This window comes from Bacillus sp. MMSF_3353 (assembly GCF_030733445.1).
In the GTDB taxonomy this organism is placed as follows: domain Bacteria; phylum Bacillota; class Bacilli; order Bacillales; family Bacillaceae_G; genus Bacillus_A; species Bacillus_A wiedmannii.
In genome coordinates this window covers 26024-46846 of sequence record NZ_JASHJA010000029.1, presented here as the reverse complement: position 1 = coordinate 46846, position 20823 = coordinate 26024, and the positions used below count along the sequence as shown (strand labels likewise).

The 20823-nt window shown below is 34.5% G+C and carries 17 protein-coding genes and 1 riboswitch; of the genes, 15 read left to right on the top strand and 2 right to left on the bottom strand.

The annotated features are described in order from the left end of the window. Positions 1-210: 210 nt before the first annotated feature. The 5 genes from arcA to RBB48_RS27320 all read left to right on the top strand — a co-directional run bounded on the left by arcA (position 211) and on the right by RBB48_RS27320 (position 5886). Positions 211-1443, top strand: a complete 1233-nt coding sequence (gene arcA, locus RBB48_RS27340; RefSeq protein ID WP_098538135.1) for an arginine deiminase — start codon at positions 211-213, stop codon at positions 1441-1443. Positions 1444-1473: 30 nt separating this feature from the next. Next, complete coding sequence (gene argF, locus RBB48_RS27335) at positions 1474-2472, top strand: ornithine carbamoyltransferase (RefSeq protein ID WP_098131518.1); 999 nt, start codon at positions 1474-1476, stop codon at positions 2470-2472. A gap of 94 nt (positions 2473-2566) precedes the next feature. Further along, positions 2567-3982: an arginine-ornithine antiporter gene (gene arcD, locus RBB48_RS27330; RefSeq protein ID WP_098082331.1), complete on the top strand. Its 1416-nt coding sequence runs from the start codon at positions 2567-2569 to the stop codon at positions 3980-3982. Between the two features lie 62 nt (positions 3983-4044). Continuing rightward, positions 4045-5007, top strand: a complete 963-nt coding sequence (arcC, locus tag RBB48_RS27325) for a carbamate kinase (protein ID WP_306008418.1) — start codon at positions 4045-4047, stop codon at positions 5005-5007. A 189-nt stretch (positions 5008-5196) separates the two neighbouring features. Then, a complete protein-coding gene (locus RBB48_RS27320) occupies positions 5197-5886 on the top strand; it encodes a Crp/Fnr family transcriptional regulator (RefSeq protein WP_306008417.1) in 690 nt (229 codons plus the stop codon). Between the two features lie 785 nt (positions 5887-6671). On the opposite strand, the gene RBB48_RS27315 is transcribed toward RBB48_RS27320, so the two are convergent. Next, complete coding sequence (locus RBB48_RS27315) at positions 6672-7142, bottom strand: nitrilase-related carbon-nitrogen hydrolase (protein WP_306008416.1); 471 nt, start codon at positions 7140-7142, stop codon at positions 6672-6674. 219 nt (positions 7143-7361) lie between these two features. Here RBB48_RS27315 and RBB48_RS27310 point away from each other — a divergent pair, with 219 nt between their 5' ends. From RBB48_RS27310 to RBB48_RS27265, 10 genes are all read left to right on the top strand, one after another. Further along, the gene (locus RBB48_RS27310) at positions 7362-9308 is read left to right on the top strand and encodes a BglG family transcription antiterminator (RefSeq protein WP_306008415.1); all 1947 of its coding nucleotides are present in this window, start codon (positions 7362-7364) and stop codon (positions 9306-9308) included. Between the two features lie 148 nt (positions 9309-9456). Further along, positions 9457-11412 (top strand): fructose-specific PTS transporter subunit EIIC, encoded by a 1956-nt coding sequence (locus RBB48_RS27305; protein ID WP_306008414.1) that lies wholly within the window; start codon positions 9457-9459, stop codon positions 11410-11412. 17 nt (positions 11413-11429) lie between these two features. Further along, positions 11430-12374 (top strand): mannose-6-phosphate isomerase, class I, encoded by a 945-nt coding sequence (gene manA / locus RBB48_RS27300; RefSeq protein WP_306008413.1) that lies wholly within the window; start codon positions 11430-11432, stop codon positions 12372-12374. Between the two features lie 721 nt (positions 12375-13095). Beyond that, a complete protein-coding gene (locus RBB48_RS27295; protein WP_016119337.1) occupies positions 13096-13572 on the top strand; it encodes a YsnF/AvaK domain-containing protein in 477 nt (158 codons plus the stop codon). A gap of 78 nt (positions 13573-13650) precedes the next feature. Continuing rightward, positions 13651-14181: a YsnF/AvaK domain-containing protein gene (locus RBB48_RS27290; protein ID WP_306008412.1), complete on the top strand. Its 531-nt coding sequence runs from the start codon at positions 13651-13653 to the stop codon at positions 14179-14181. Positions 14182-14789: 608 nt separating this feature from the next. Further along, positions 14790-14897: riboswitch (SAM riboswitch) on the top strand. An 83-nt stretch (positions 14898-14980) separates the two neighbouring features. Continuing rightward, positions 14981-16390: an S-methylmethionine permease gene (mmuP, locus tag RBB48_RS27285; RefSeq protein ID WP_306008411.1), complete on the top strand. Its 1410-nt coding sequence runs from the start codon at positions 14981-14983 to the stop codon at positions 16388-16390. After that, positions 16365-17339 (top strand): homocysteine S-methyltransferase, encoded by a 975-nt coding sequence (gene mmuM, locus RBB48_RS27280; protein WP_306008410.1) that lies wholly within the window; start codon positions 16365-16367, stop codon positions 17337-17339. Before mmuP ends, mmuM begins: the two co-directional genes overlap by 26 nt. A gap of 973 nt (positions 17340-18312) precedes the next feature. Then, a complete protein-coding gene (locus RBB48_RS27275; RefSeq protein WP_000204905.1) occupies positions 18313-18606 on the top strand; it encodes an ArsR/SmtB family transcription factor in 294 nt (97 codons plus the stop codon). Between the two features lie 228 nt (positions 18607-18834). Then, complete coding sequence (locus RBB48_RS27270; RefSeq protein WP_306008409.1) at positions 18835-19113, top strand: hypothetical protein; 279 nt, start codon at positions 18835-18837, stop codon at positions 19111-19113. 41 nt (positions 19114-19154) lie between these two features. Continuing rightward, on the top strand, positions 19155-19298 hold the full coding sequence (locus tag RBB48_RS27265; protein WP_306008408.1) for a hypothetical protein: 144 nt from the start codon (positions 19155-19157) through the stop codon (positions 19296-19298). A gap of 873 nt (positions 19299-20171) precedes the next feature. On the opposite strand, the gene RBB48_RS27260 is transcribed toward RBB48_RS27265, so the two are convergent. Then, positions 20172-20690 (bottom strand): hypothetical protein, encoded by a 519-nt coding sequence (locus RBB48_RS27260; RefSeq protein ID WP_306008407.1) that lies wholly within the window; start codon positions 20688-20690, stop codon positions 20172-20174. Positions 20691-20823: the final 133 nt, after the last annotated feature.

Here is a 20823-nt window from a genome sequence, read left to right as displayed (position 1 = left end):
AGGTCATTATACATCATATATACGTAATGTATAGAATTTTAGCGATCATTGTGATAAAAGAGTTCATAAAAATACAAGATTAAATTATTTTAAAAAATATTTTGTGAAATATTTCACTTAAAAATGTTAGCGTTTTCATAATTAGGAAGGTTTGTACCGTTTATTATGTACTTGAAAGACATCAAAAAAATTTAAAAGGAGGTACAACAAATGAAACATCCGATACATGTTACTTCAGAGATTGGAGAATTACAAACGGTTTTACTAAAGCGACCTGGTAAGGAAGTAGAAAACTTAACGCCGGATTATTTACAGCAGTTATTATTTGATGATATTCCATTTTTACCAATTATTCAAAAAGAACATGATTATTTTGCACAAACATTACGCAATCGGGGTGTTGAAGTTCTTTATTTAGAAAAACTAGCAGCGGAGGCGTTAGTTGGTAAAAAGCTTCGAGAAGAATTTGTTGATCGTATTTTAAAAGAAGGACATGCTGACGTAAATGTTGCACATCAAACTTTAAAAGAATATTTACTTTCCTTTTCAAATGAAGAATTGATTCAAAAAATTATGGGTGGTGTGCGGAAAAACGAAATTGAAACGAGTAAGAAAGCACATTTATATGAATTAATGGAAGACCATTATCCATTTTATTTAGATCCAATGCCAAATTTATACTTTACTCGTGATCCGGCAGCTACTATAGGGGACGGCTTAACGATTAATAAAATGAGAGAACCAGCACGTAGACGGGAATCATTGTTTATGGAATATATCATTAAACATCATCCACGCTTTGCAAATCATAATGTGCCAGTTTGGTTAGATCGTGATTACAAGTTTCCAATTGAAGGCGGCGATGAACTAATCTTGAATGCGGAAACAATTGCAATTGGCGTATCTGCTCGTACTTCAGCTAAAGCAATTGAGCGCTTAGCTAAAAATTTATTTAGTCGTCAAAATAAAATTAAGAAAGTAGTGGCCATAGAACTTCCAAAATGTCGAGCGTTTATGCATTTAGATACAGTATTTACAATGGTCGATTACGATAAATTTACAATTCATCCAGCTATCCAAGGACCAAAAGGAAATATGAACATTTATATTTTAGAAAAAGGATCGGATGAAGAAACTCTTAAAATTACACATCATACGTCTTTAATGGATACTTTAAAAGAAGTATTAGGATTAAGTGAATTGGTACTTATCCCTTGTGGAGGAGGAGATGTAATCGCTTCTGCTCGTGAACAATGGAATGATGGGTCTAATACATTGGCAATTGCACCAGGAGTAGTTGTTACATATGATCGCAATTATGTATCCAATGCTTTATTACGTGAGCATGGTATAGAAGTTATTGAGGTACTCAGTTCGGAATTATCTCGTGGTCGTGGGGGTCCACGCTGCATGAGTATGCCGATTGTTCGAAAAGATATTTAGTATAAATAATGGAGAAAGTAGTGATGAATCATGTTAATGACTAGACCGAACTTAAAAGGAAAAAGCTTTCTTGCTGAAAAAGATTTTACAGAAGAAGATTTATTATATTTTCTAGACTTAGCAGCAGAATTAAAAGAGAAAAAGAAAAATGGTATTCCACATCGTTATTTAGAAGGCAAAAATGTAGCACTTTTATTTGAAAAAACTTCAACTCGTACGCGATGTGCATTTACAGTAGCTTGTACAGATTTAGGCGCCAACCCTGAATATTTAGGGAAAGGTGATATTCAGCTTGGAAAAAAAGAATCTGTTGAAGATACAGCAAAAGTTCTAGGGCGAATGTTTGATGGAATTGAGTTCCGTGGTTTTGATCATGCAACAGTAGAAATTTTAGCTGAAAACTCAGGTGTACCGGTATGGAATGGTTTAACAGATATGTGGCATCCAACACAAACACTTGCAGATTTATTAACTATAAAAGAACATATAGGACATTTAAAAGGCGTTAAGCTCGTCTATGTTGGAGATGGACGAAATAATGTCGCTAATAGTTTACTAGTTGGTGGAGCAATTGTTGGAATGGAAGTTCGTATTTGTACACCGGAATCATTATGGCCAGCACAAGAAGTGATTGATATGGCCAAAAAATATAATAATCAAGTAAAGGTAACAAGCAATGTCGAAGAGGCTGTTGCAGGGGCGGATGTAATTTATACAGATGTATGGGTATCCATGGGGGAAGAAGACAAATTTGCTGAACGCATTACATTATTGAAACCATATCAAGTAAATATGCACATGATTAAAGCGACTGGAAATGAAAATGTTATGTTCTTACATTGTTTACCTGCATTCCATAATGTAGAAACGTTATATGGAGAAGAAATCTATGAAAAATATGGAATAAAAGAAATGGAAGTAAGTGACGAAGTATTTCGCAGCAAGTATTCAAAAGTATTTGATCAAGCAGAAAATAGAATGCATACAATTAAAGCGGTTATGGCAGCTACTTTAGGAAATATGGAGTAAAGAAGGAGGTTAAACTTCCTTCTTTCCCTACCTTTAGACACTATCATTCACTACTGCTATTTATTTTTATTGTGATTAAAGAGAGGTGAGTGTAATGGGTGAAGAAAAGAAATTAGGCTTATTTACTTTAACAGCTCTTGTTGTTGGCTCTATGATAGGCGGCGGAGCATTTAACTTAGCAAGCGATATGGCAAAAGGTGCTGGTGCCGGTGCAATTATTATTGGATGGGTTATAACGGGTATAGGAATGATCGCCCTTGGATTATCATTTCAAAATTTAACCGTAAAAAGGGCAGATTTAGATGGTGGCATTTTTAGTTATGCAAAAGCGGGGTTTGGTAACTTTATGGGGTTTAATAGTGCATGGGGATATTGGTTGTCCGCTTGGCTTGGAAATGTAGCTTACGGTACATTGTTATTTTCTTCACTTGGATATTTTTTCCCCGTTTTTGAAGGGGGGCAAAATGTAGCATCAATTATTGGCGCGAGTGTATTACTATGGTGTGTTCACATGTTAATTTTACGTGGTATACAATCAGCGGCCCTTGTAAATTTAGTAACAACAATTGCAAAATTAGTACCCGTTTTTGTATTTATTGTGGTAGGAATTTTCGCCTTTCATATTGATATTTTCTTAGATGGATTTTGGGGACAAGCGGGTTCTTTTTCATGGGGAGATGTAGGTAGTCAAGTTAAGAGCACAATGCTTGTAACCCTCTGGGTATTTATTGGTGTAGAAGGAGCTGTTGTCCTATCAAGTCGTGCTAAAAACCGAAGTGATGTAGGAAAAGCGACTGTCATCGGATTAATTGGGACTCTTATTATTTACATCCTACTTACACTATTATCTCTAGGGCTTATGCAACAAGCCGATGTTGCTAATTTGAAAAATCCAGCCATGGCTTATTTATTTGAAAGTGTTGTCGGAAAATGGGGCGCGATTTTTATTAACTTAGGATTAGTTATTTCTGTATTAGGTGCTTGGCTAGGATGGACTCTACTTGCATCTGAAATTCCGTATTTAGCTGCTAAAGATGGCGTATTTCCAAAGTGGTTTGCGAAAGAAAATAAGAACAAAGCTCCTGTAAATTCATTATGGATAACAAATGGGTTAATTCAAATTTTTTTATTAACATTTATAGTTTCCGATCAAGCCTATCATTTTGCGTTTTCTCTCGCTTCCTCTGCTATTTTAATTCCGTATGCCTTTTCGGCATTTTATCAATTTAAGTTTAGTCTACAATCTAAAGAAAATGATCGAACAAAGAATATTATAATTGGTTTAGTGGCGAGTATGTATGGAATTTGGTTAATTTATGCAGCAGGCTTAGATTATTTATTACTGACAATGACATTATATGCTCCTGGGATTTTCATTTTTTACAATGTTCAAAAGCAAACGAATCCAAAACAAATATTTACGCGTGTTGAACTTGCTTCATCTGTGGCCATTGGAGCTTTAGCATTTTTTGCAATTTATGGACTGATTACAGGTAATATTACTTTTTAAATAGACGGGATGCATTTTTGTATAAGATCTTGTAAATATGAAATCAATTGGAGGGTTGAAAGATGAAAAGAAAAAAAATAGTAGTTGCATTAGGTGGAAATGCTATACAATCTGGGGACGCTACTGCACAAGCGCAACAAGAAGCGTTGGAAAGAACAGCAGAACAACTTACTAAGATTATGGAAAATGATGTAGATATCGTCATTGCACATGGAAACGGCCCACAGGTTGGTAACATCTTATTACAACAAAAAGTAGCGGAAACGGAAAAAACACCAGCAATGCCGTTAGATACCTGTGGTGCAATGAGCCAAGGTATGATTGGATATTGGATGGAAAATGCGATTGAGAAGGCTCTGAAAAAACGTAAAATAAAAAAAGATGTTGCCACAGTTATAACACGCGTTATTGTAGATGAAAAGGATGAAGCATTCGAAAATCCAACAAAACCAATTGGTCCTTTTTATACTGAAGAGGAAGCAAGAAAGTTAATGGAAGAAACCAAAGCGGTATTTAAAGAAGACGCAGGAAGAGGATGGAGACGAGTTGTACCATCCCCAAAACCTGTAAGTATTCATGAACATAAGATCATTAATTCCTTAGTGGAGGATGGAGATATAGTGATTGCTGTTGGAGGCGGAGGAATCCCAGTTATTGAAACTGAAGAGGGGTTAAAAGGAACTGAAGCTGTTATTGATAAAGATTTTGCTGCTCAAAAACTAGCTGAATTAGTAGATGCCGATACTCTTGTTATCTTAACTGCAGTTGATCATGTTTATGTAAACTTTAATAAAACAGATCAAAAGAAATTAGAGGCTGTTACAGTTGATGAATTAGAACAACATATACGGGATAATCAATTTGCCGCAGGAAGTATGCTTCCGAAAATTCAAGCAGCGATTAACTTTGCTAATACAGATCCAAAACGAAAAACAATTATTACCTCACTAGAAAAAGTGCATGAAGCGTTAGAAGAAAATACTGGCACTATTATTTCTAAGCATGATGCATGTGTTTACATATAAGAGGCTTTTAAACCAATAAAAAGAATGAAGTGATTTGCTTCATTTTTTTTATGTACAGTATACTTTTTAGTAAGTAACATTCATAAAGTATTCATGAACGTAAAACGATCTCGAAACTAATTATGATAAAATAAATTTTGAAGAGGCTTTCTTGAATTTTTACTCCGGTATACAGAAAGAGGGCGTTTTATGAAAAAGCGAAACGTAGTTGAAGACTTGAAGCAGTTTGAATTATTTGCTCATTTAACGGATAAAAAATTGAAGAGCCTAGCAGAACTTATCTATTGGCGAACCTATAAAAAAGGTCAATTTTTATTTTTAGAAGGTGATTCCAGAGAAAGAATTTACCTTGTATTAGATGGATTTGTAAAATTAGAACGAGTCAATCAAAGTGGGAATTTATTATATGAGGAATATATCAAGCGATTTTCTATTTTTCCTTATGGTGATATGTTTACAGACAAAGCATACGATTATACAGCTGTTGCAATGACAGATGTAGATGTATACTATATTCCCACTGTAATTTTTGAGAATATGATTCGATCAAGTCGAAAACAGCTTATGTATATTGTTCAACAGTTATCTTCTATATTGAAAGTGAATGAAAGCCGCGTACAAAATATTTCAATTCCAAATGCACAAGATCGTGTTATTCAGGCGCTACACCATTTAATGAATTTTTTAGGAGAACAAGAGGGAGAAGAAATTATAATTTCATGCCCACTTACAACAACCGAAATCTCTAAAATATCTGGGACGTGTCGCGAAACAGTTAGTGGAGTGTTAAAGCAATTAAAGAATGAAGGCATTATCACCGTTCTAGGAAAAAAAATCATCATACATGATCCAACTTATTTTAAAGAAGTTTCAATATGAAAATAGGTTCCGTGAAGAATATGATGGCTCTTAAAAACAGAACGATGAATCCTATTAAATGTCTACTGTTAATCCTTAATTAAAAATAATTGAAGATTGAATTTCATTTAATTTTGGACAGATTATTTTTTACAATCTACCAATAATAAAAAGAATCATTCTACATACCTATAAAGAAATAAATCCTTTGGTAATTACTAAACATGATAAAGGTGTGTTTATGTAAATATTAATTATCCTTTAATGTATTTAAAATAAATAATTGAAACAATTCCTGTATAACAAGGTTCCTAAATTCTTGTCTTTCTACAGAATGTGAGACATTTAGAAGGACAGGAAATTAGGAACTAGCCACATGTTGTAAAATACTTAATTTCCAATAAAAAGTAGTTCTATTCAAATTGAGTAGAACTACTTTTACATTATTTCATAGTTGTTTTCACCAAAAGAAGTGAGATCATCTGTACAAGTTAAGATCATCGTCGTTTCTTTTCAATTAAATTAATCTTCTCCATATTCATTAATAACAACCGCCATTTGTGTTTGCTCTTGTTGTAAACAAAGTTAGGATTTTTGCATAAGCATTTTTTCAAAAATGAGTATTAGAGGCTGTATATACGATTGTAGGGGTTTCCTGTTTCTATTGTACTTGTGCTGGAATATATCTTTTAGTCTTAAGAGACGAATAAAAAATCCGCCTTTAAGATAGCCCGATCTTCAACTACTGCACTCGTTTGGTGAAGAGGGGGGATACGGTTCTACTTCGTATACTTAAAAACATCCGGTCAAAGATTTTTAAATATTGGGATGTTTTGTTGTTGTTCTTCTATTTTTGCTAAATCAATTTCTACTGTTCTGATTGGCTCATGGTCGTCCGCTTCTTTTACAATGTTTCCATTTGGATCGATGGCCATTGAGTATCCAGTGTATGTGTTGTCAATATGATTTTCATTATTCACATCTCCTACACTGTTACATGCAATAACATAGATGCAGTTCTCTATGGCTCTTGCTTTTAATAGTGTTCTCCAATGGTTCAAGTTTGTTGTTGTCCACGGTGCAACATATAAGATGATTTTTGCACCTTGAAACGATGGATAGCGTGTAATTTCTGGAAAGCGTAAGTTGTAACATATAATTTGGCCCGCCTTGGTATTGTGAATTTCAAATACATCTGGAACATCATTTCCAGATGTTAAATAAAGATGTTTATCTAACATGGGAACGAGGTGAATTTTATCTTTTTGATAAAGCAACTCACTTCCCGACAGACTTAACTTCTTGAGAATCTTGATGTTTATTAGTAAGAGTAATGTAGTGTTATGCAATTAAATCTAAATAATAATATGTATCGTAAGATGGTTGGAATTTTAAAATGAATACATATAATTGGAAGTGTCAGTTATAAAGAGAGAAAAAATATCTTGTAAAGTAATGCATATAACATAGAAGTAAATAAGAGATAGGTGAAATTTATGAATACAAGACAAAAAGAAATTTTATTTCTGCTATTATCTGAATCTAACGACTATTTTTTAGTACAAGACCTTGCGGATCAGGTGAATTGCTCTGAAAAAACAATTCGTAATGACTTTAAAATAATTGAGGAGCACCTTGCGAATTATTCAAGTGCGATTCTTGTTAGGAAACCAGGATTAGGTGTGTACTTAGAGATTGAGGAATATGAAAAGGTGGACTTGTTTAATAAACTTTATTGTATTAATAATCGTACAAAGTATGAATCAGATGAAGAAAGAATTCTACAAATTGCTTACAACTTATTAATGAATGTAAAGGCAGTTACTGCACAGGATATGGCATCTCAACATTTTGTAAGTCGGACTACTATAAAAAAAGATCTAGATAGAATTGAAAAATGGTTGCATCATTTTGATTTAACCATTGTTTCAAAACAGCGAGTTGGACTTATTATTGATGGAAATGAAAAGAAAAAAAGGAGAGCATTGGCTAGGTTATCAGATTTGATTCGTAATTCAGATCTTACGAATCAATTTATTAAAGAACAATTTCAATATCATGAGGTTGAATTTGTTACGAACGAATTGAAAGCGTTACAAAAGCGAAATGCAGTTTTTTTTACAGATGATACATTTGAAAGTTTATTAGTGCATACATTGCTCATGGTACGGAGAATGAAACTTAAACAACCTATTTTAAATGCTGAAAAGGAAATTAAAATACTGAAAGAAACAAAAGAATATATATGGACATTGGAATTTTTAAAACAGTTGGAATGTGTTTTTTCAGTTCATTTTACAGAAGAAGAAGTTACGTATTTAACAGCTCATATTTTAGGTGGGAAAATCCGTTATCAAGATAAACCAATGCAGGATAGCACACTTACTGAAAGTAATCCAATTCTTTCTATAGTTATACAGCAATTAGTTAAACGTATATCGCAGTTATATGAAATTGATTTCAGTAAAGACAAAATTTTAATTGAAGGGTTAACGATTCATCTATATACCGCATTGAATCGCTTAAGCTATGATCTTTCTGTCTCTAATCCGATGTTACACGATATAAAGAGAATGTATCCCTATGTGTTTAATGTATTGATACAAGTATTAGAAGAGATAAATGAATCTCAAAAAATATATATTCCAGAAGAAGAAGCGGCTTATCTTACTCTACACTTTGAAGCATCTGTTGAACGGTTAAATTACCAGGAAAAATCTAAAAATGTAATTATTGTTTGCCATATGGGCATTGGCATGTCGCAGTTGTTACGTACAAAAATTGAGCGTAAATTTCGTCATATCCATGTGATGGACTGTATTTCAAAAGCAGATTTACAAAGTTATATAATGAAACATCGTGATGTGGATCTCGTTATTTCAACTACTAGTCTTTCAAGATTAGACATTCCCCATATAGTAGTATCCCCATTATTAGAGGGGCCAGAAGAAAAGAAGCTAGGGGACTTTATACAAAATTATGATGAGCCAAGTTATAAAGAACAAAAAGACTTTGTTATGTTCAATTATACATCTCCATTTTTAGTGTTTTTACAACAGGATATACAGCACCCATATGAGCTAATTGAAAAGTTAGCGTATGCTTTGCATAGTAAGGGGTATGTAGATAAAGAGTATGCAGAAAATGCAATCATAAGAGAAAAAATGTCAGCAACAACGATTGGGGCAGGAATCGCAATTCCCCATGGCAATCCAAAATTTATTCAAGAATCAGTAATTGCAATTGCTACATTAAAGGAACCAATTGATTGGGGAGCAGAAAAGGTATCACTTGTATTTATGCTAGCAGTTAAAAGTGATGGACAAGAGGTAACGAAACAATTGTTTCAGGAACTATCCTTTATAAGTGAGCAACCATCCTTTATTCAAAAGCTTACGAAAGAAACAAATGTCATGAAATTTTTGTCCTTTTTACATAATTAACCGAAAAGTGGAGGCCTAAATAACTGTTATTTGCATAGGCAAAAGATTTATTTTCCGGAAGTTACGGTAAAAAATGAAACTTTTGACGTCGTAATATTGATTTATAGTAAGTGTAGGCGCTTAGTAAGAAGTGTAAGGAGGATTAAGAATGAAATTGTTAGCGGTTACATCATGTCCGAATGGGATTGCCCATACCTATATGGCAGCTGAAAATTTGCAAAAAACAGCGGATAAATTAGGAGTTCAAATGAAAATTGAAACCCAAGGTGGAATAGGGGTAGAAAATGAGTTAACTGAACAAGATATTCGCGAAGCTGACGGCATTATTATAGCTGCGGATAGAGTCGTAAATAAAGATAGATTTGTAGGGAAAAAATTGTTGGTTGTTGGGGTACAAGATGGTATTCGTAAACCAGGAGAATTAATTCAGAAAATAATCAGCGGGAATGTACCTCTTTATCATTCACAGTCAAAAATAGTAGAAAGTAACCAACAGGAAAGAAAGCAAAATCCGATATATCGTCATTTAATGAATGGTGTATCTTTTATGGTCCCATTTATCGTAGTCGGGGGATTATTAATTGCAATTGCGTTAACACTTGGGGGAGAAAAAACACCTGGGGGTTTAGTGATTCCGGAGGGTTCTTTCTGGAAAACTATTGAACAAATTGGTGGTGCATCATTTACGTTCATGGTTCCAATACTAGCTGGATATATTGCATATAGTATAGCGGATAAACCTGGACTTGTTCCTGGTATGATTGGTGGATATATTGCAGCAACAGGAAGCTTTTACGGAAGTGAAAGTGGTGCTGGTTTTCTTGGTGGTATTATCGCTGGTTTCTTAGCTGGTTACATAGCGTTAGGAATCAAAAAATTAAAAGTTCCAAAAGCGATTCAACCAATTATGCCGATTATTATTATTCCGGTATTTACTTCTCTTATTGTAGGTTTAGCATTTGTATTTATTATTGGTGCCCCTGTCGCACAAGTTTTCGTATCATTAACAGCTTGGTTAGCAGGTATGCAAGGGTCAAGTTCAATTCTCTTAGCATTAATTTTAGGGGCAATGATTTCATTTGATATGGGTGGTCCGGTCAATAAAGTAGCATTCTTATTTGGTTCAGCAATGATTGGAGAAGGAAACTATGAAATTATGGGTCCAATTGCTGCAGCAATTTGTATACCACCAATTGGAATGGGACTGGCTACTTTCATAGGTAAGGGGAAATTTCAAGATTCAGAGAGAGAAATGGGTAAAGCATCATTTACAATGGGGCTATTTGGTATTACGGAAGGTGCGATTCCCTTTGCAGCACAAGATCCACTTCGGGTTATTCCAAGTATAATGGCTGGTTCGATGACGGGTGCTGTGATTGCGATGATCGGTCATGTAGGAGACAGAGTAGCACATGGTGGTCCAATTGTTGCAGTGTTAGGGGCAGTAGATAATGTATTTATGTTTTTTGTAGCTGTAATTGTAGGTTCTGTCGTCACAGCTGTTGTAGTAAATGTATTGAAAAAAGACGTTTTAAAGTTAGAAAAACAAGAAAGTGAACAAATAAAAGAAGTTTCAGCAACAATAAAATTAGAACAACTGGAACAAGAAACTAAAGCAAGAGGCCAACAAGTAGATAGGGTAGAAATTGAAAAATTAACAGATATTACAAGTTTAGAATTAATTGAAACGGACTTAAAAGGGGAAACAAGAGATGACATCATTGATGAAATGATTCAAAAATTAAAACATGTAGGTGCATTACACTCAGTGACAGAATTTAAACAAGCTATTATGAACCGTGAGCAAGAAAGTACTACAGGTATTGGTATAAATATTGCGATTCCACATGGGAAATCAGCTACCGTTAGGAAACCGAGTGTGGTATTTGGAATTAAACAATCGGGTATAGATTGGAACAGCCTTGATGGAACGGAAGCAAAGTTAATATTTATGATTGCGGTACCAAAAGGAAATGAAGGAAATGAACATTTAAAAATCCTTCAAATGCTTTCTCGAAAACTAATGGATGATAGTTATAGAGAGCGGTTATTATCTGTTCAAACAAAAGCAGAAGCATACAAACTACTAGATGAAATTGCATAGAATGGAGGATTCAAATCATGACTGAACCATTATTTTTTGCACCTGTTTTTAAAGAAAGAATTTGGGGTGGGACACATTTAACTTCTTTTGGATATGAAATTCCATCAAATCAAACTGGAGAGTGTTGGGCTTTTGCAGCGCATCAACATGGACAAAGTATTGTTAAGAATGGAAAATATAAAGGGTTATCTTTAAGGGAATTGTGGGAAGAACATCGAGATTTGTTTGGTAATATTGAGGGAGACCGTTTCCCTCTTCTTACCAAAATTTTAGATGCCAATCAGGACCTATCTGTTCAAGTGCATCCCAACGATGAGTATGCCAGAGTACATGAAAATGGAGAACTAGGAAAAACAGAATGCTGGTATGTAATCGATTCCACAAAAGACGCAGAAATTATATATGGGCATCATGCGAAAACAAAAGAAGAATTCATGTCTATGATTGAACAGAAAGAGTGGAACCAACTGTTACATCGTGTGAAGGTGAAACCTGGAGATTTCTTCTATGTGCCGAGTGGAACTGTTCATGCAATTGGTAAAGGGATTTTAGTATTAGAAACACAGCAAAACTCTGATACGACCTATAGATTGTATGATTATGATAGAAGAGATTCAGAAGGGAATTTACGTGAGCTGCATTTTGAAAGAAGCATTGATGTAATAGAAGCCCCATTTATATCGAATCAGTTAAAGGTTAAACATGAAAAAGTAGATGATTTGAGTATAACTAACTTTATCAAATGTCCATATTTTTCAGTGGCAAAATGGGAGTTAGATGGATCAACTAGCTTGGAACAACAAAAGGCCTTCCTTCTTGTTAGTGTAATAAAGGGGGAAGGTGAGTTAATTAAAGAAGGTGAGCACTATTTCTTTAAAAAAGGAGACCACTTTATAATACCTAATTACTTCGGAGGATACGATTTGGTAGGTAACTCTATATGTATTGTTTCAAGTATATAGAAATTTTATAATTATTATATAAAGATTATAAAATTTATTATTTAAACACAAATTAACCAGTTCCTAATTTTAAGGATCTGGTTAATTTGTGTGAAGTGTATTGATTTTATAATTTTTTATATTACTTGTAACATTTAGTATCCATTTTTGTATTCTTTATTATTTGAACCATAATCTTGCAAAAAGGTAAAATTTATGGATTGAATTGTGGTAGATGTATGCTACAAATCACATTTAATGAAAGATATGAAAATAGTAATTAATTTTATAGTGTAAGGGGTCCACATTGCCATCAACCTAAGAAAACAAGTCACCCCCAAAACGATAAATAAGCTTTTTCATTACAGGAAAGCCTAAAAATTTCGTTCTGATGGTTTAATAAAACCTTAGCTTGATAGCGATGTGACGGTACCCCTATAGGTAGTTACTTTGAGAAGTCAGCTCATTTTTTTCGTTTTAGGGCGTTTATTTTTCTTAAGTTGATGGGCATGTATGGTGACCCCTTATAGTACGATAGGGCACGTTAATCGAGGATGAAGGCATGAAGGCTAACGACTCTGATTTTTTTAAAATAGCCCTAACAAAAAAAATTGGATGTAAATACCAAATGGCTAAGTAAAGCCTTTTTAGAAACAAGCACCAAATCAAGCGCATATTTTCACTCACACAGGTAACATTAGTACTTGTAAGATCCAAACACATCCCTTAGGAGGTTTTCATCATGGGCTTTTTTGATTTATTTAACGAAGAAGGAACTCAAAAGGAAACTCGAAAAAAGGTACGTGAAGTAGATCGCTCTGCCGATACAGAATTTGCAGCAGAAGACGTACATCTTGATCTTCGTGCTGAAGAATTGGAGATCGACAAACACCGTGTGGAGACTGGTGATGTGACGCTTCATAAGGACATTGTTGAGGAAGAACAATCAGTGAATGTCCCTGTTTTACATGATCAAGTCGTTATTGAACAAAGAGCCGTTGATCACGAACCAACAGATGAACCAATTACAGAAGAAGAAACGATTCACATTCCAGTAACTGCTGAAAAAATTGATGTAGAAAAGCATACGGTCGTCACTGGTGAAGTCTCTGCTCATAAACGTTCGGTTCAAGAAATAGAACAAGTACGCGACGTACTTCGTAAAGAAGTTGCAGATGTTGAATCGCATGGTAATACAGATATTATCAAAGAGGACTAATTGTGCCTACCTACTTAACTTCTAGTTAAGTAGGTTTCTTTCCATCCTCATATATAAAAAAGAACTTCAGGAGGTCCTATGGGAAAGTATATTACTATTGGTGTGATAATCGGTAGCATAATCGGTTGGGTAACAGGTTTTACAATCGTAACAGGACTCGTTATAGGAGCACTCGTAGGCGGCATTAGTTATACAATGAATTCGAGAAGGAACATCGACAAACCGACTAAAAAAACAAATGAAATTAAAGAAAAAACGTTCCAATTACGAGAAGAGCAACTGGAAATAAAAAAAAAACGAGTACAAATAGGGGAGGTAAAGGTTCATAAAGAAGTCGTCGAAGAACAGAAAACGTTCACTGTTCCTATTAAGCGTGAAGTATTAGTAATAGAAGCAGGAAATGAGGAGGAACTTCGAATTCCTCTGAAAGAAGAAGAAATTGAAATAAACAAACACCCCGTGCAAGTAAATAAAGTATTGGTTACAAAACGTCAAATAGAAGAAATAAAACAAATAAAGGAAAAGCTAAAAAAAGAAACAGCACAAGTTTACGTTACAGGTGATGATGCGGATGTCATAAAAAAGCCGCCTTCTGTAACAAAGGACTAAACCATTTCCCGCCTTATTCGGGTAGGATAGGTGAAGGCGCTAACCAACCCCTACTCCTTTTACGTAACCTTCGAGACCACCTTCGCCTCCAACAATCAACAGCGCTGCATTTGATAACACTATTGCAGTTAACTGCATCACAATCGAATGAGGAGGTAACTCATCAAACACAATCGAATGAACTTTTTCATGTTCTAGAGCCTCATCAGCCTACATAAGACCTCAAGATTTTCTGTTTTTTCTCTTTCAAAGAAGTGGTACCGTCTCCCCAATAGGAAGACAAAGATAATTTGTGGTGAAAATTCGCTAAATATTGCTTGATATGGGGTCTCGTCACACATCCTTAAGTTGCTGGATATGTATGGTGACCCCCATAGCCAAAGAAGTAAGAAGATATTTAGAAGTGCCTCAAAATTTGAGGAAGTGCTTGTGAACCGTATCATAAATAAATGAGGTTTTGTCTGTTCGATTTTTAAATAATACCCAAGAAGGAGTGGGTTGCAGTTATAGTAATACTCTATTTTTTGTATTTCTATAATAGATAATTTTAAAAAAACAGAATTATCTTGACAGTTATTGAATGGATTGATAAGGTTATAAAAAAATATTTCTTATCCAGAGAGGTGGAGGGACTGGCCTTATGAAACCTCAGCAACAGGTCTGCTTAAGTAGACACTGTGCTAATTCCAGCGGGTGAAAATCCTGATAGATGAGAGCTTCCGTTTTTATTTGTCAGTAGCGCCCTCTATTTTAGAGTGCGTTTTTGTTTTTTCTGGATAGTAACTAAAGGAGAGTAGAAATGGAGAACAAAAATGGGCAAGAATTTCAAAGGAAAATGCAAGCACGTCATTTAGTCATGCTATCACTTGGTGGGGTGATTGGAACTGGCTTATTCTTAAGCTCGGGTTACACTATTCAACAAGCTGGCCCGTTTGGAACAATACTATCCTATCTGATTGGTGCGCTAGTGGTTTATCTAGTTATGCTATGTTTAGGAGAGCTTTCCGTACATATGCCTGAAACGGGCGCATTTCATAGTTATGCAGTTAAATACATTGGACCGGGTACAGGGTATACAGTAGCCTGGTTGTATTGGTTAACTTGGACTGTTGCTTTAGGTTCTGAATTTACAGCCGCTGGATTACTTATGAAGCGATGGTTTCCATCGATTAGTGTTTGGGTATGGAGTGCTCTTTTTGCCATTTTGATCTTTTTATTAAATGTCCTGACTGTTAAATTTTTCGCCGAATCTGAATTTTGGTTTTCATTGATAAAGGTTATAGCTATTGTGATTTTTATTGTTTTAGGAGTAGCCGCAATGCTAGGGTTTCTTCCGATGACTCATTCAAAACCAGCACCATTCTTTTCTAATTTTACAAGTGGAGGTTTATTTCCTCATGGTGCTACGGCCGTTATAATGACCATGCTTGCGGTTAATTTTGCTTTTTCGGGAACAGAGTTAATAGGCATTGCAGCTGGAGAAACAGCGAACCCGGAAAAAATGATACCGAAGGCCATTCGAACTACTCTGTGGAGATTGATCATCTTTTTTGTAGGAACGATTGTTGTTTTATCTGCGTTATTGCCTATTTCCGATGCAGGGATATTAGAGAGCCCTTTTGTTGCAGTTCTAGAACGAATTGGGGTGCCATATTCAGCTGACATAATGAATTTCGTTATCTTAACAGCCATTTTATCTGCGGCAAACTCAGGCCTTTATGCCTCTTCTAGAATGCTTTGGTCGCTTGCTAATAAGAATACGATATCTCCGATTTTTGGAAAAATGACGAAGCAAGGTGTTCCAATCAACGCCGTCATTTTCAGCATGGTGGGTGGAGCTTTGGCTTTGCTCTCAAGTATTGTGGCACCAGATACTGTCTATATCGTACTTGTTTCCATTTCCGGTCTAGCAGTAGTTGTAGTTTGGATGAGTATTAGTGCTTCCCAGTTCCTATTTCGCAGACAATTTTTGAAAGAAGGAAATTCTGAAAAGGACTTGATTTATCGCACACCACTATATCCATTAGTACCAATTGCTTCTTTTATCCTTTGTCTGGCATCGTGTATTGGAATTGCATTCGATCCAACACAGAGAATTGCCTTATATTGTGGCATACCGTTTATTTTGTTTTGCTATGGAAGTTATTATCTAACAAAAAATCTAAAAAAGAGGGGCGTAGATTATGTCGAACAAAATCAACCCAATTGATGCTATTTTATCCCAACATTCCATTATGCTTCTTGACGGAGCATTAGCTACAGAATTGGAGGCGCATGGATGTAATTTGGACGATCCCCTTTGGTCGGCACGTGTGTTATTAGAAAATCCGGAACTCATTTATCAGGTTCATTCAGACTATTTTCGTGCTGGAGCGGACTGCGCCATAACAGCAAGCTATCAAGCTACTATTAATGGGTTTTCCGCGCGTGGAATAAAAGAACAGGAAGCTTTGGAATTAATTAAGAAAACGGTGTTACTTGCAAGAAGGGCAAGAGATGATTTTTGGAAGGAAAATACGCAAACGAATAGGCCTAAACCATTGGTTGTTGCATCAGTTGGGCCGTACGGGGCATATCTTGCAGATGGTTCAGAGTATGTAGGCAACTATGGTGTGACAGATAAAACATTAGCAGACTTTCACCGTTCGAGAATGTCTGCGTTAATCGAAGCAGGTGCAGATCTATTGGCATTTGAAACGATCCCTTCCCTGCAAGAAGCAAGAGTATTAGATACATTATTGCGTGAGTTTCCAGAAACATATGCGTGGCTTTCCTTTTCGCTAAAAAATGAGAAAGAGATTAGTGAAGGTATCAAACTCGTGGAGTGTGTACGAGCTTTTGAGAAAAGTGAACAAATTGTAGCGATAGGTATCAATTGTGCGCCAGTAACCGTTGTGACTGGTGCAATCCAAGAGTTGAGGGCAAACACCAAAAAACCGATTATTGTTTATCCAAACTCTGGTGAAACTTATAATCCAGAAACAAAAACATGGCATGATCATGAACAATGTAACGCGTTGGATATTCAATCTGAAGAATGGTACCAAGCAGGTGCACGTTTAATAGGTGGATGCTGCAGAACGACACCTTATCACATTGAGGAGATATCGAACAAGTGGCGTTCTTCCGAGTTTTTCTATTCGAACGAAGCAAAATAGTAATGGAATGGATGATAATCTATCTTTGTATGTATTTTCATGATTTAGCTTGTTCAGGAATCTACAGTTACGTCTAGTGGCACAAAATGTCTTTTCAGAGACACAAATGTGGATGGTAGCCTCGGGAATCCAGTGGACTTTTGGGTACCTTAGGTATGGAAAGGAATCAGAGAAAATAAAAACCGCTAGTTTAATAGATATGGTAGACAACATGCTGAATCTTTTAATGAAGATGTAGTTGATCCAATTGAAGGTGAAGGGGACCATTTATTCGTAATTAAAGTTAACGAAGAGGTTAATTTAGTTATTCAAAAAATAGTTCAATAACTATATGAAAAATTGTTGTGATAATAATCCTTGTTGTAGTAGTAAATGTGGTCATATTGTTGTAAAAAAGGATAGATGTAAACAGGTATACTCTCCTGTTCATCTATCCTTTCCTTTTTACCTTATAAAATGTGTGACATTATATTCAATCGCATAAATATAGGATTTCATTACTATTGCCTTGACCTTTAATAAAACGATAGGGTTTATTTGGTATGCATATTATTAAGAGTATGCTTCTATTTTAGGAATGCTTTACCCCACAAAATGAAAGTACACTTTGTTTCCATTCTTAAGTTGATAGATGTGTGGTGCCCCCCTGTAAGAACGTAATTGTATTGTAGAAAGATAAAGTAGAAGGATTACTTACCTTTAGTAAATATGAGAACTTTATATTTTTATTATTTACGATTATGCAATATCAGACCTCAGATATACATTCGCTCAGTTGTACATTAGGATATATAAAAATCACGCAAACTCCAGATGAACTTCACACTCGAATAGAAAATCCGTTATATAATAACTATAGAATTTATTAATGTTACATTAATTTTTATCTATTGAGATATATAAAATATAAAATTTTGATACAGAATACTAGGGTAAATAACTTCTCATAAGAAAGTAATAAAGGAGAATAACTATGACAAGCACCGTACTGGAATCAAAAAAAACTAATATTACTGAAGAAGATGTTGAAATTTTAAAAATAATGGCGCATCCAATTCGTTTACGTATTGTAAACGAGCTAAGCAAACATAATACTTTTAATGTTTCGCAGCTAACAAAAATTTTAGAGATACCCCAATCATCTGTTTCACAACATTTATCGAAAATGAAGGGTAAAGTACTAAAAGCTGAACGTAAAGGCTTAGAAATTTATTATTCCATTCGTAACAACAAAGCAGCTCAAATTGTCGGCATACTTGGATATTAAGCCATATATACAATTGCGTAAAGATAGAGTAGTACCTGAAAAGGGTGCTACTCTTTTTGGACTCTATAAACACAACATGACAAATGTTACTTTTCCATAAAAGAACAAGAACAAACTAGGAATTATGTTTTCCTACATCGAATTTAAACGTACATGTCATTCAAAATACATGCCAGGCACCTGGATGAACATAGCTAAAAGCAACTCATCAAACACTGGAGGGATACAATGTCTTATAAAGCGATTCATACCGATTTTCGAAATGACTATACAAATGCTCGAGATGCCATTTTAAATGAAGGAATCGTTGAAATTGGCCATGTCCAATATGAAAGTCAAAAAGGACTAATCATACGTCCTGCCTATGAAATAGAAGGAGAAATTTATTTTTTCTCTGGAATGAAAGCAGCGGGAGATACGATATACAGCGTACAATTACGCTCTTTTAATGAGCTAAAAGAGGCCGATTACATTCCACTAGAAGAAAAACCTTGTATAACTGTGTAAATGAGAGAGGTATAGCTATCAGCTAGGAAGAGGAGAGAGAGATGGATCAAGATGAGTGGTATTATATTTTACAAGAACGTGTAGGTTTGCAAACATACTTAGACTCCTTAAACCCGAACGTTTCTGACAACTACAACAAAGAACGAAGTATGAACGAGCTGCAAAATCAAAGCCTCATTCGATAACATAAATCTAGTCTTGGTAAAATACTTCCTAATCAGTATTCAGAAGGGAAGTAGCATGTATCTTGGTGTAATGACCTTAAAAGAATATCGAAAAGTATTAGATACGAAGGTGCAAGCTCAGGTGACGATACTTAAACTACACTTTATATCAATTTAATTTGGCATACATACGAAATACAATGTGAAATACTTGTACAAATACCAAAATTTCATCTCATATCTCAAAAATCAAGAATACTTTTTGTTTTGAGATATGAGACTTTTTTAATAGATTACTAGAAGTGTAGATCCTAGTCTGATGCATAGATAACTCTCGTGTTAAACGAAATATCATTAGGCCAAACTTACTGTATTAACTCATATAATATGTAATATCTATTTGGGATAATTACTGTTTTATTTTTCGTCTCAATAACATAACAGTACTTTTGAATTTGAGACGAAAAAATTTCATTTCTAACGACTACCGATAATAAAGATTATGTAAACTAATATAAAGTAAGTGTGTAAAATGTACTTTATATCAGGGGGTTTCACGGACATACCTTTCCCTACTTTTGCGCCTTTACTACACAAACTTATACTATATTTTAAATTGATTCAAGTTTGAAAGTTCACTAGTTTGGAACATTTAATTGCATTCAAATATGCTAAAATAGTAAATGTAAGCGGTCAATCTTTCAGTGAATGCGTAACAAATAGTGTTTCAATTTAGTGTTTGAGATTCATTACCTACAAAAAAGCCATTACTAAAGTAAGCGGCTTTTTTGTTTTGAAGCAAATATTTTGAAAACTATAGAGTTAATTTGCAACAGAACCTTTAGAACTCCCTAACAACCGCTAGGGAGTTTTAATATGATTTATTGGTCATTTTTAATAATTACCTTCTGCAAAGGATTTTAAAGTATAATCAAAGTCACCATCTGGATTATGACGAGCGGATGCTTGTATTTTAAGATAATAGGTTTTTCCTGCTTGTACTTTGTAATAAATATTTTCTGTTACATTAGTTTGAGATCGGGCTAATTCATTCCCACTGCTATCTAATAAATATAAATCAAAATTATTATCATTATAAAAACCAGTTAATTTAAAGTAAGCCAAATTTGTTTTATTTGGTGTAAATTCAAATATATCAACACCTTCTTTATCTGTTAAATTAAGGTTACCATAAACTACACCATTTAAACCGAATATACTTGCATTTTCCAAAGTGTTGTTAGGTTCTTTATCTTTGTACCCAATTAAATCTATACTTCGTGTAATTTCCCCTTTAGATTCTACTAAAAAAGAAACTTTAGTGATATCAGCTGAGGCTGTACTGGATAATCCTAAACCGGAAGTTAATACAATTGCTGTAGAAAGTAACCCTAGACCAGCATTTTTTAACATGTTCTTTATCCCCTTTAATATTTTTTTGTATAACAATCTCACCGTATAATATATATTTAAATTAATGGAGATTGTTTGTTAGAAATGTGTTAATTTTTAAAATAAATAATCATTAAATTTGGATTCCATGGTT

What these genes read in the sequence shown, in the direction of transcription:
- arcA (WP_098538135.1), top strand. Translation starts at nt 211, where the DNA reads ATGAAACATCCGATACATGTTACTTCAGAGATTGGAGAATTACAAACG.
- argF (WP_098131518.1), top strand. Translation starts at nt 1,474, where the DNA reads ATGTTAATGACTAGACCGAACTTAAAAGGAAAAAGCTTTCTTGCTGAA.
- arcD (WP_098082331.1), top strand. Translation starts at nt 2,567, where the DNA reads ATGGGTGAAGAAAAGAAATTAGGCTTATTTACTTTAACAGCTCTTGTT.
- arcC (WP_306008418.1), top strand. Translation starts at nt 4,045, where the DNA reads ATGAAAAGAAAAAAAATAGTAGTTGCATTAGGTGGAAATGCTATACAA.
- RBB48_RS27320 (WP_306008417.1), top strand. Translation starts at nt 5,197, where the DNA reads ATGAAAAAGCGAAACGTAGTTGAAGACTTGAAGCAGTTTGAATTATTT.
- RBB48_RS27310 (WP_306008415.1), top strand. Translation starts at nt 7,362, where the DNA reads ATGAATACAAGACAAAAAGAAATTTTATTTCTGCTATTATCTGAATCT.
- RBB48_RS27305 (WP_306008414.1), top strand. Translation starts at nt 9,457, where the DNA reads ATGAAATTGTTAGCGGTTACATCATGTCCGAATGGGATTGCCCATACC.
- manA (WP_306008413.1), top strand. Translation starts at nt 11,430, where the DNA reads ATGACTGAACCATTATTTTTTGCACCTGTTTTTAAAGAAAGAATTTGG.
- RBB48_RS27295 (WP_016119337.1), top strand. Translation starts at nt 13,096, where the DNA reads ATGGGCTTTTTTGATTTATTTAACGAAGAAGGAACTCAAAAGGAAACT.
- RBB48_RS27290 (WP_306008412.1), top strand. Translation starts at nt 13,651, where the DNA reads ATGGGAAAGTATATTACTATTGGTGTGATAATCGGTAGCATAATCGGT.
- mmuP (WP_306008411.1), top strand. Translation starts at nt 14,981, where the DNA reads ATGGAGAACAAAAATGGGCAAGAATTTCAAAGGAAAATGCAAGCACGT.
- mmuM (WP_306008410.1), top strand. Translation starts at nt 16,365, where the DNA reads ATGTCGAACAAAATCAACCCAATTGATGCTATTTTATCCCAACATTCC.
- RBB48_RS27275 (WP_000204905.1), top strand. Translation starts at nt 18,313, where the DNA reads ATGACAAGCACCGTACTGGAATCAAAAAAAACTAATATTACTGAAGAA.
- RBB48_RS27270 (WP_306008409.1), top strand. Translation starts at nt 18,835, where the DNA reads ATGTCTTATAAAGCGATTCATACCGATTTTCGAAATGACTATACAAAT.
- RBB48_RS27265 (WP_306008408.1), top strand. Translation starts at nt 19,155, where the DNA reads ATGGATCAAGATGAGTGGTATTATATTTTACAAGAACGTGTAGGTTTG.
- RBB48_RS27260 (WP_306008407.1), bottom strand. Translation starts at nt 20,690, where the DNA reads ATGTTAAAAAATGCTGGTCTAGGGTTACTTTCTACAGCAATTGTATTA.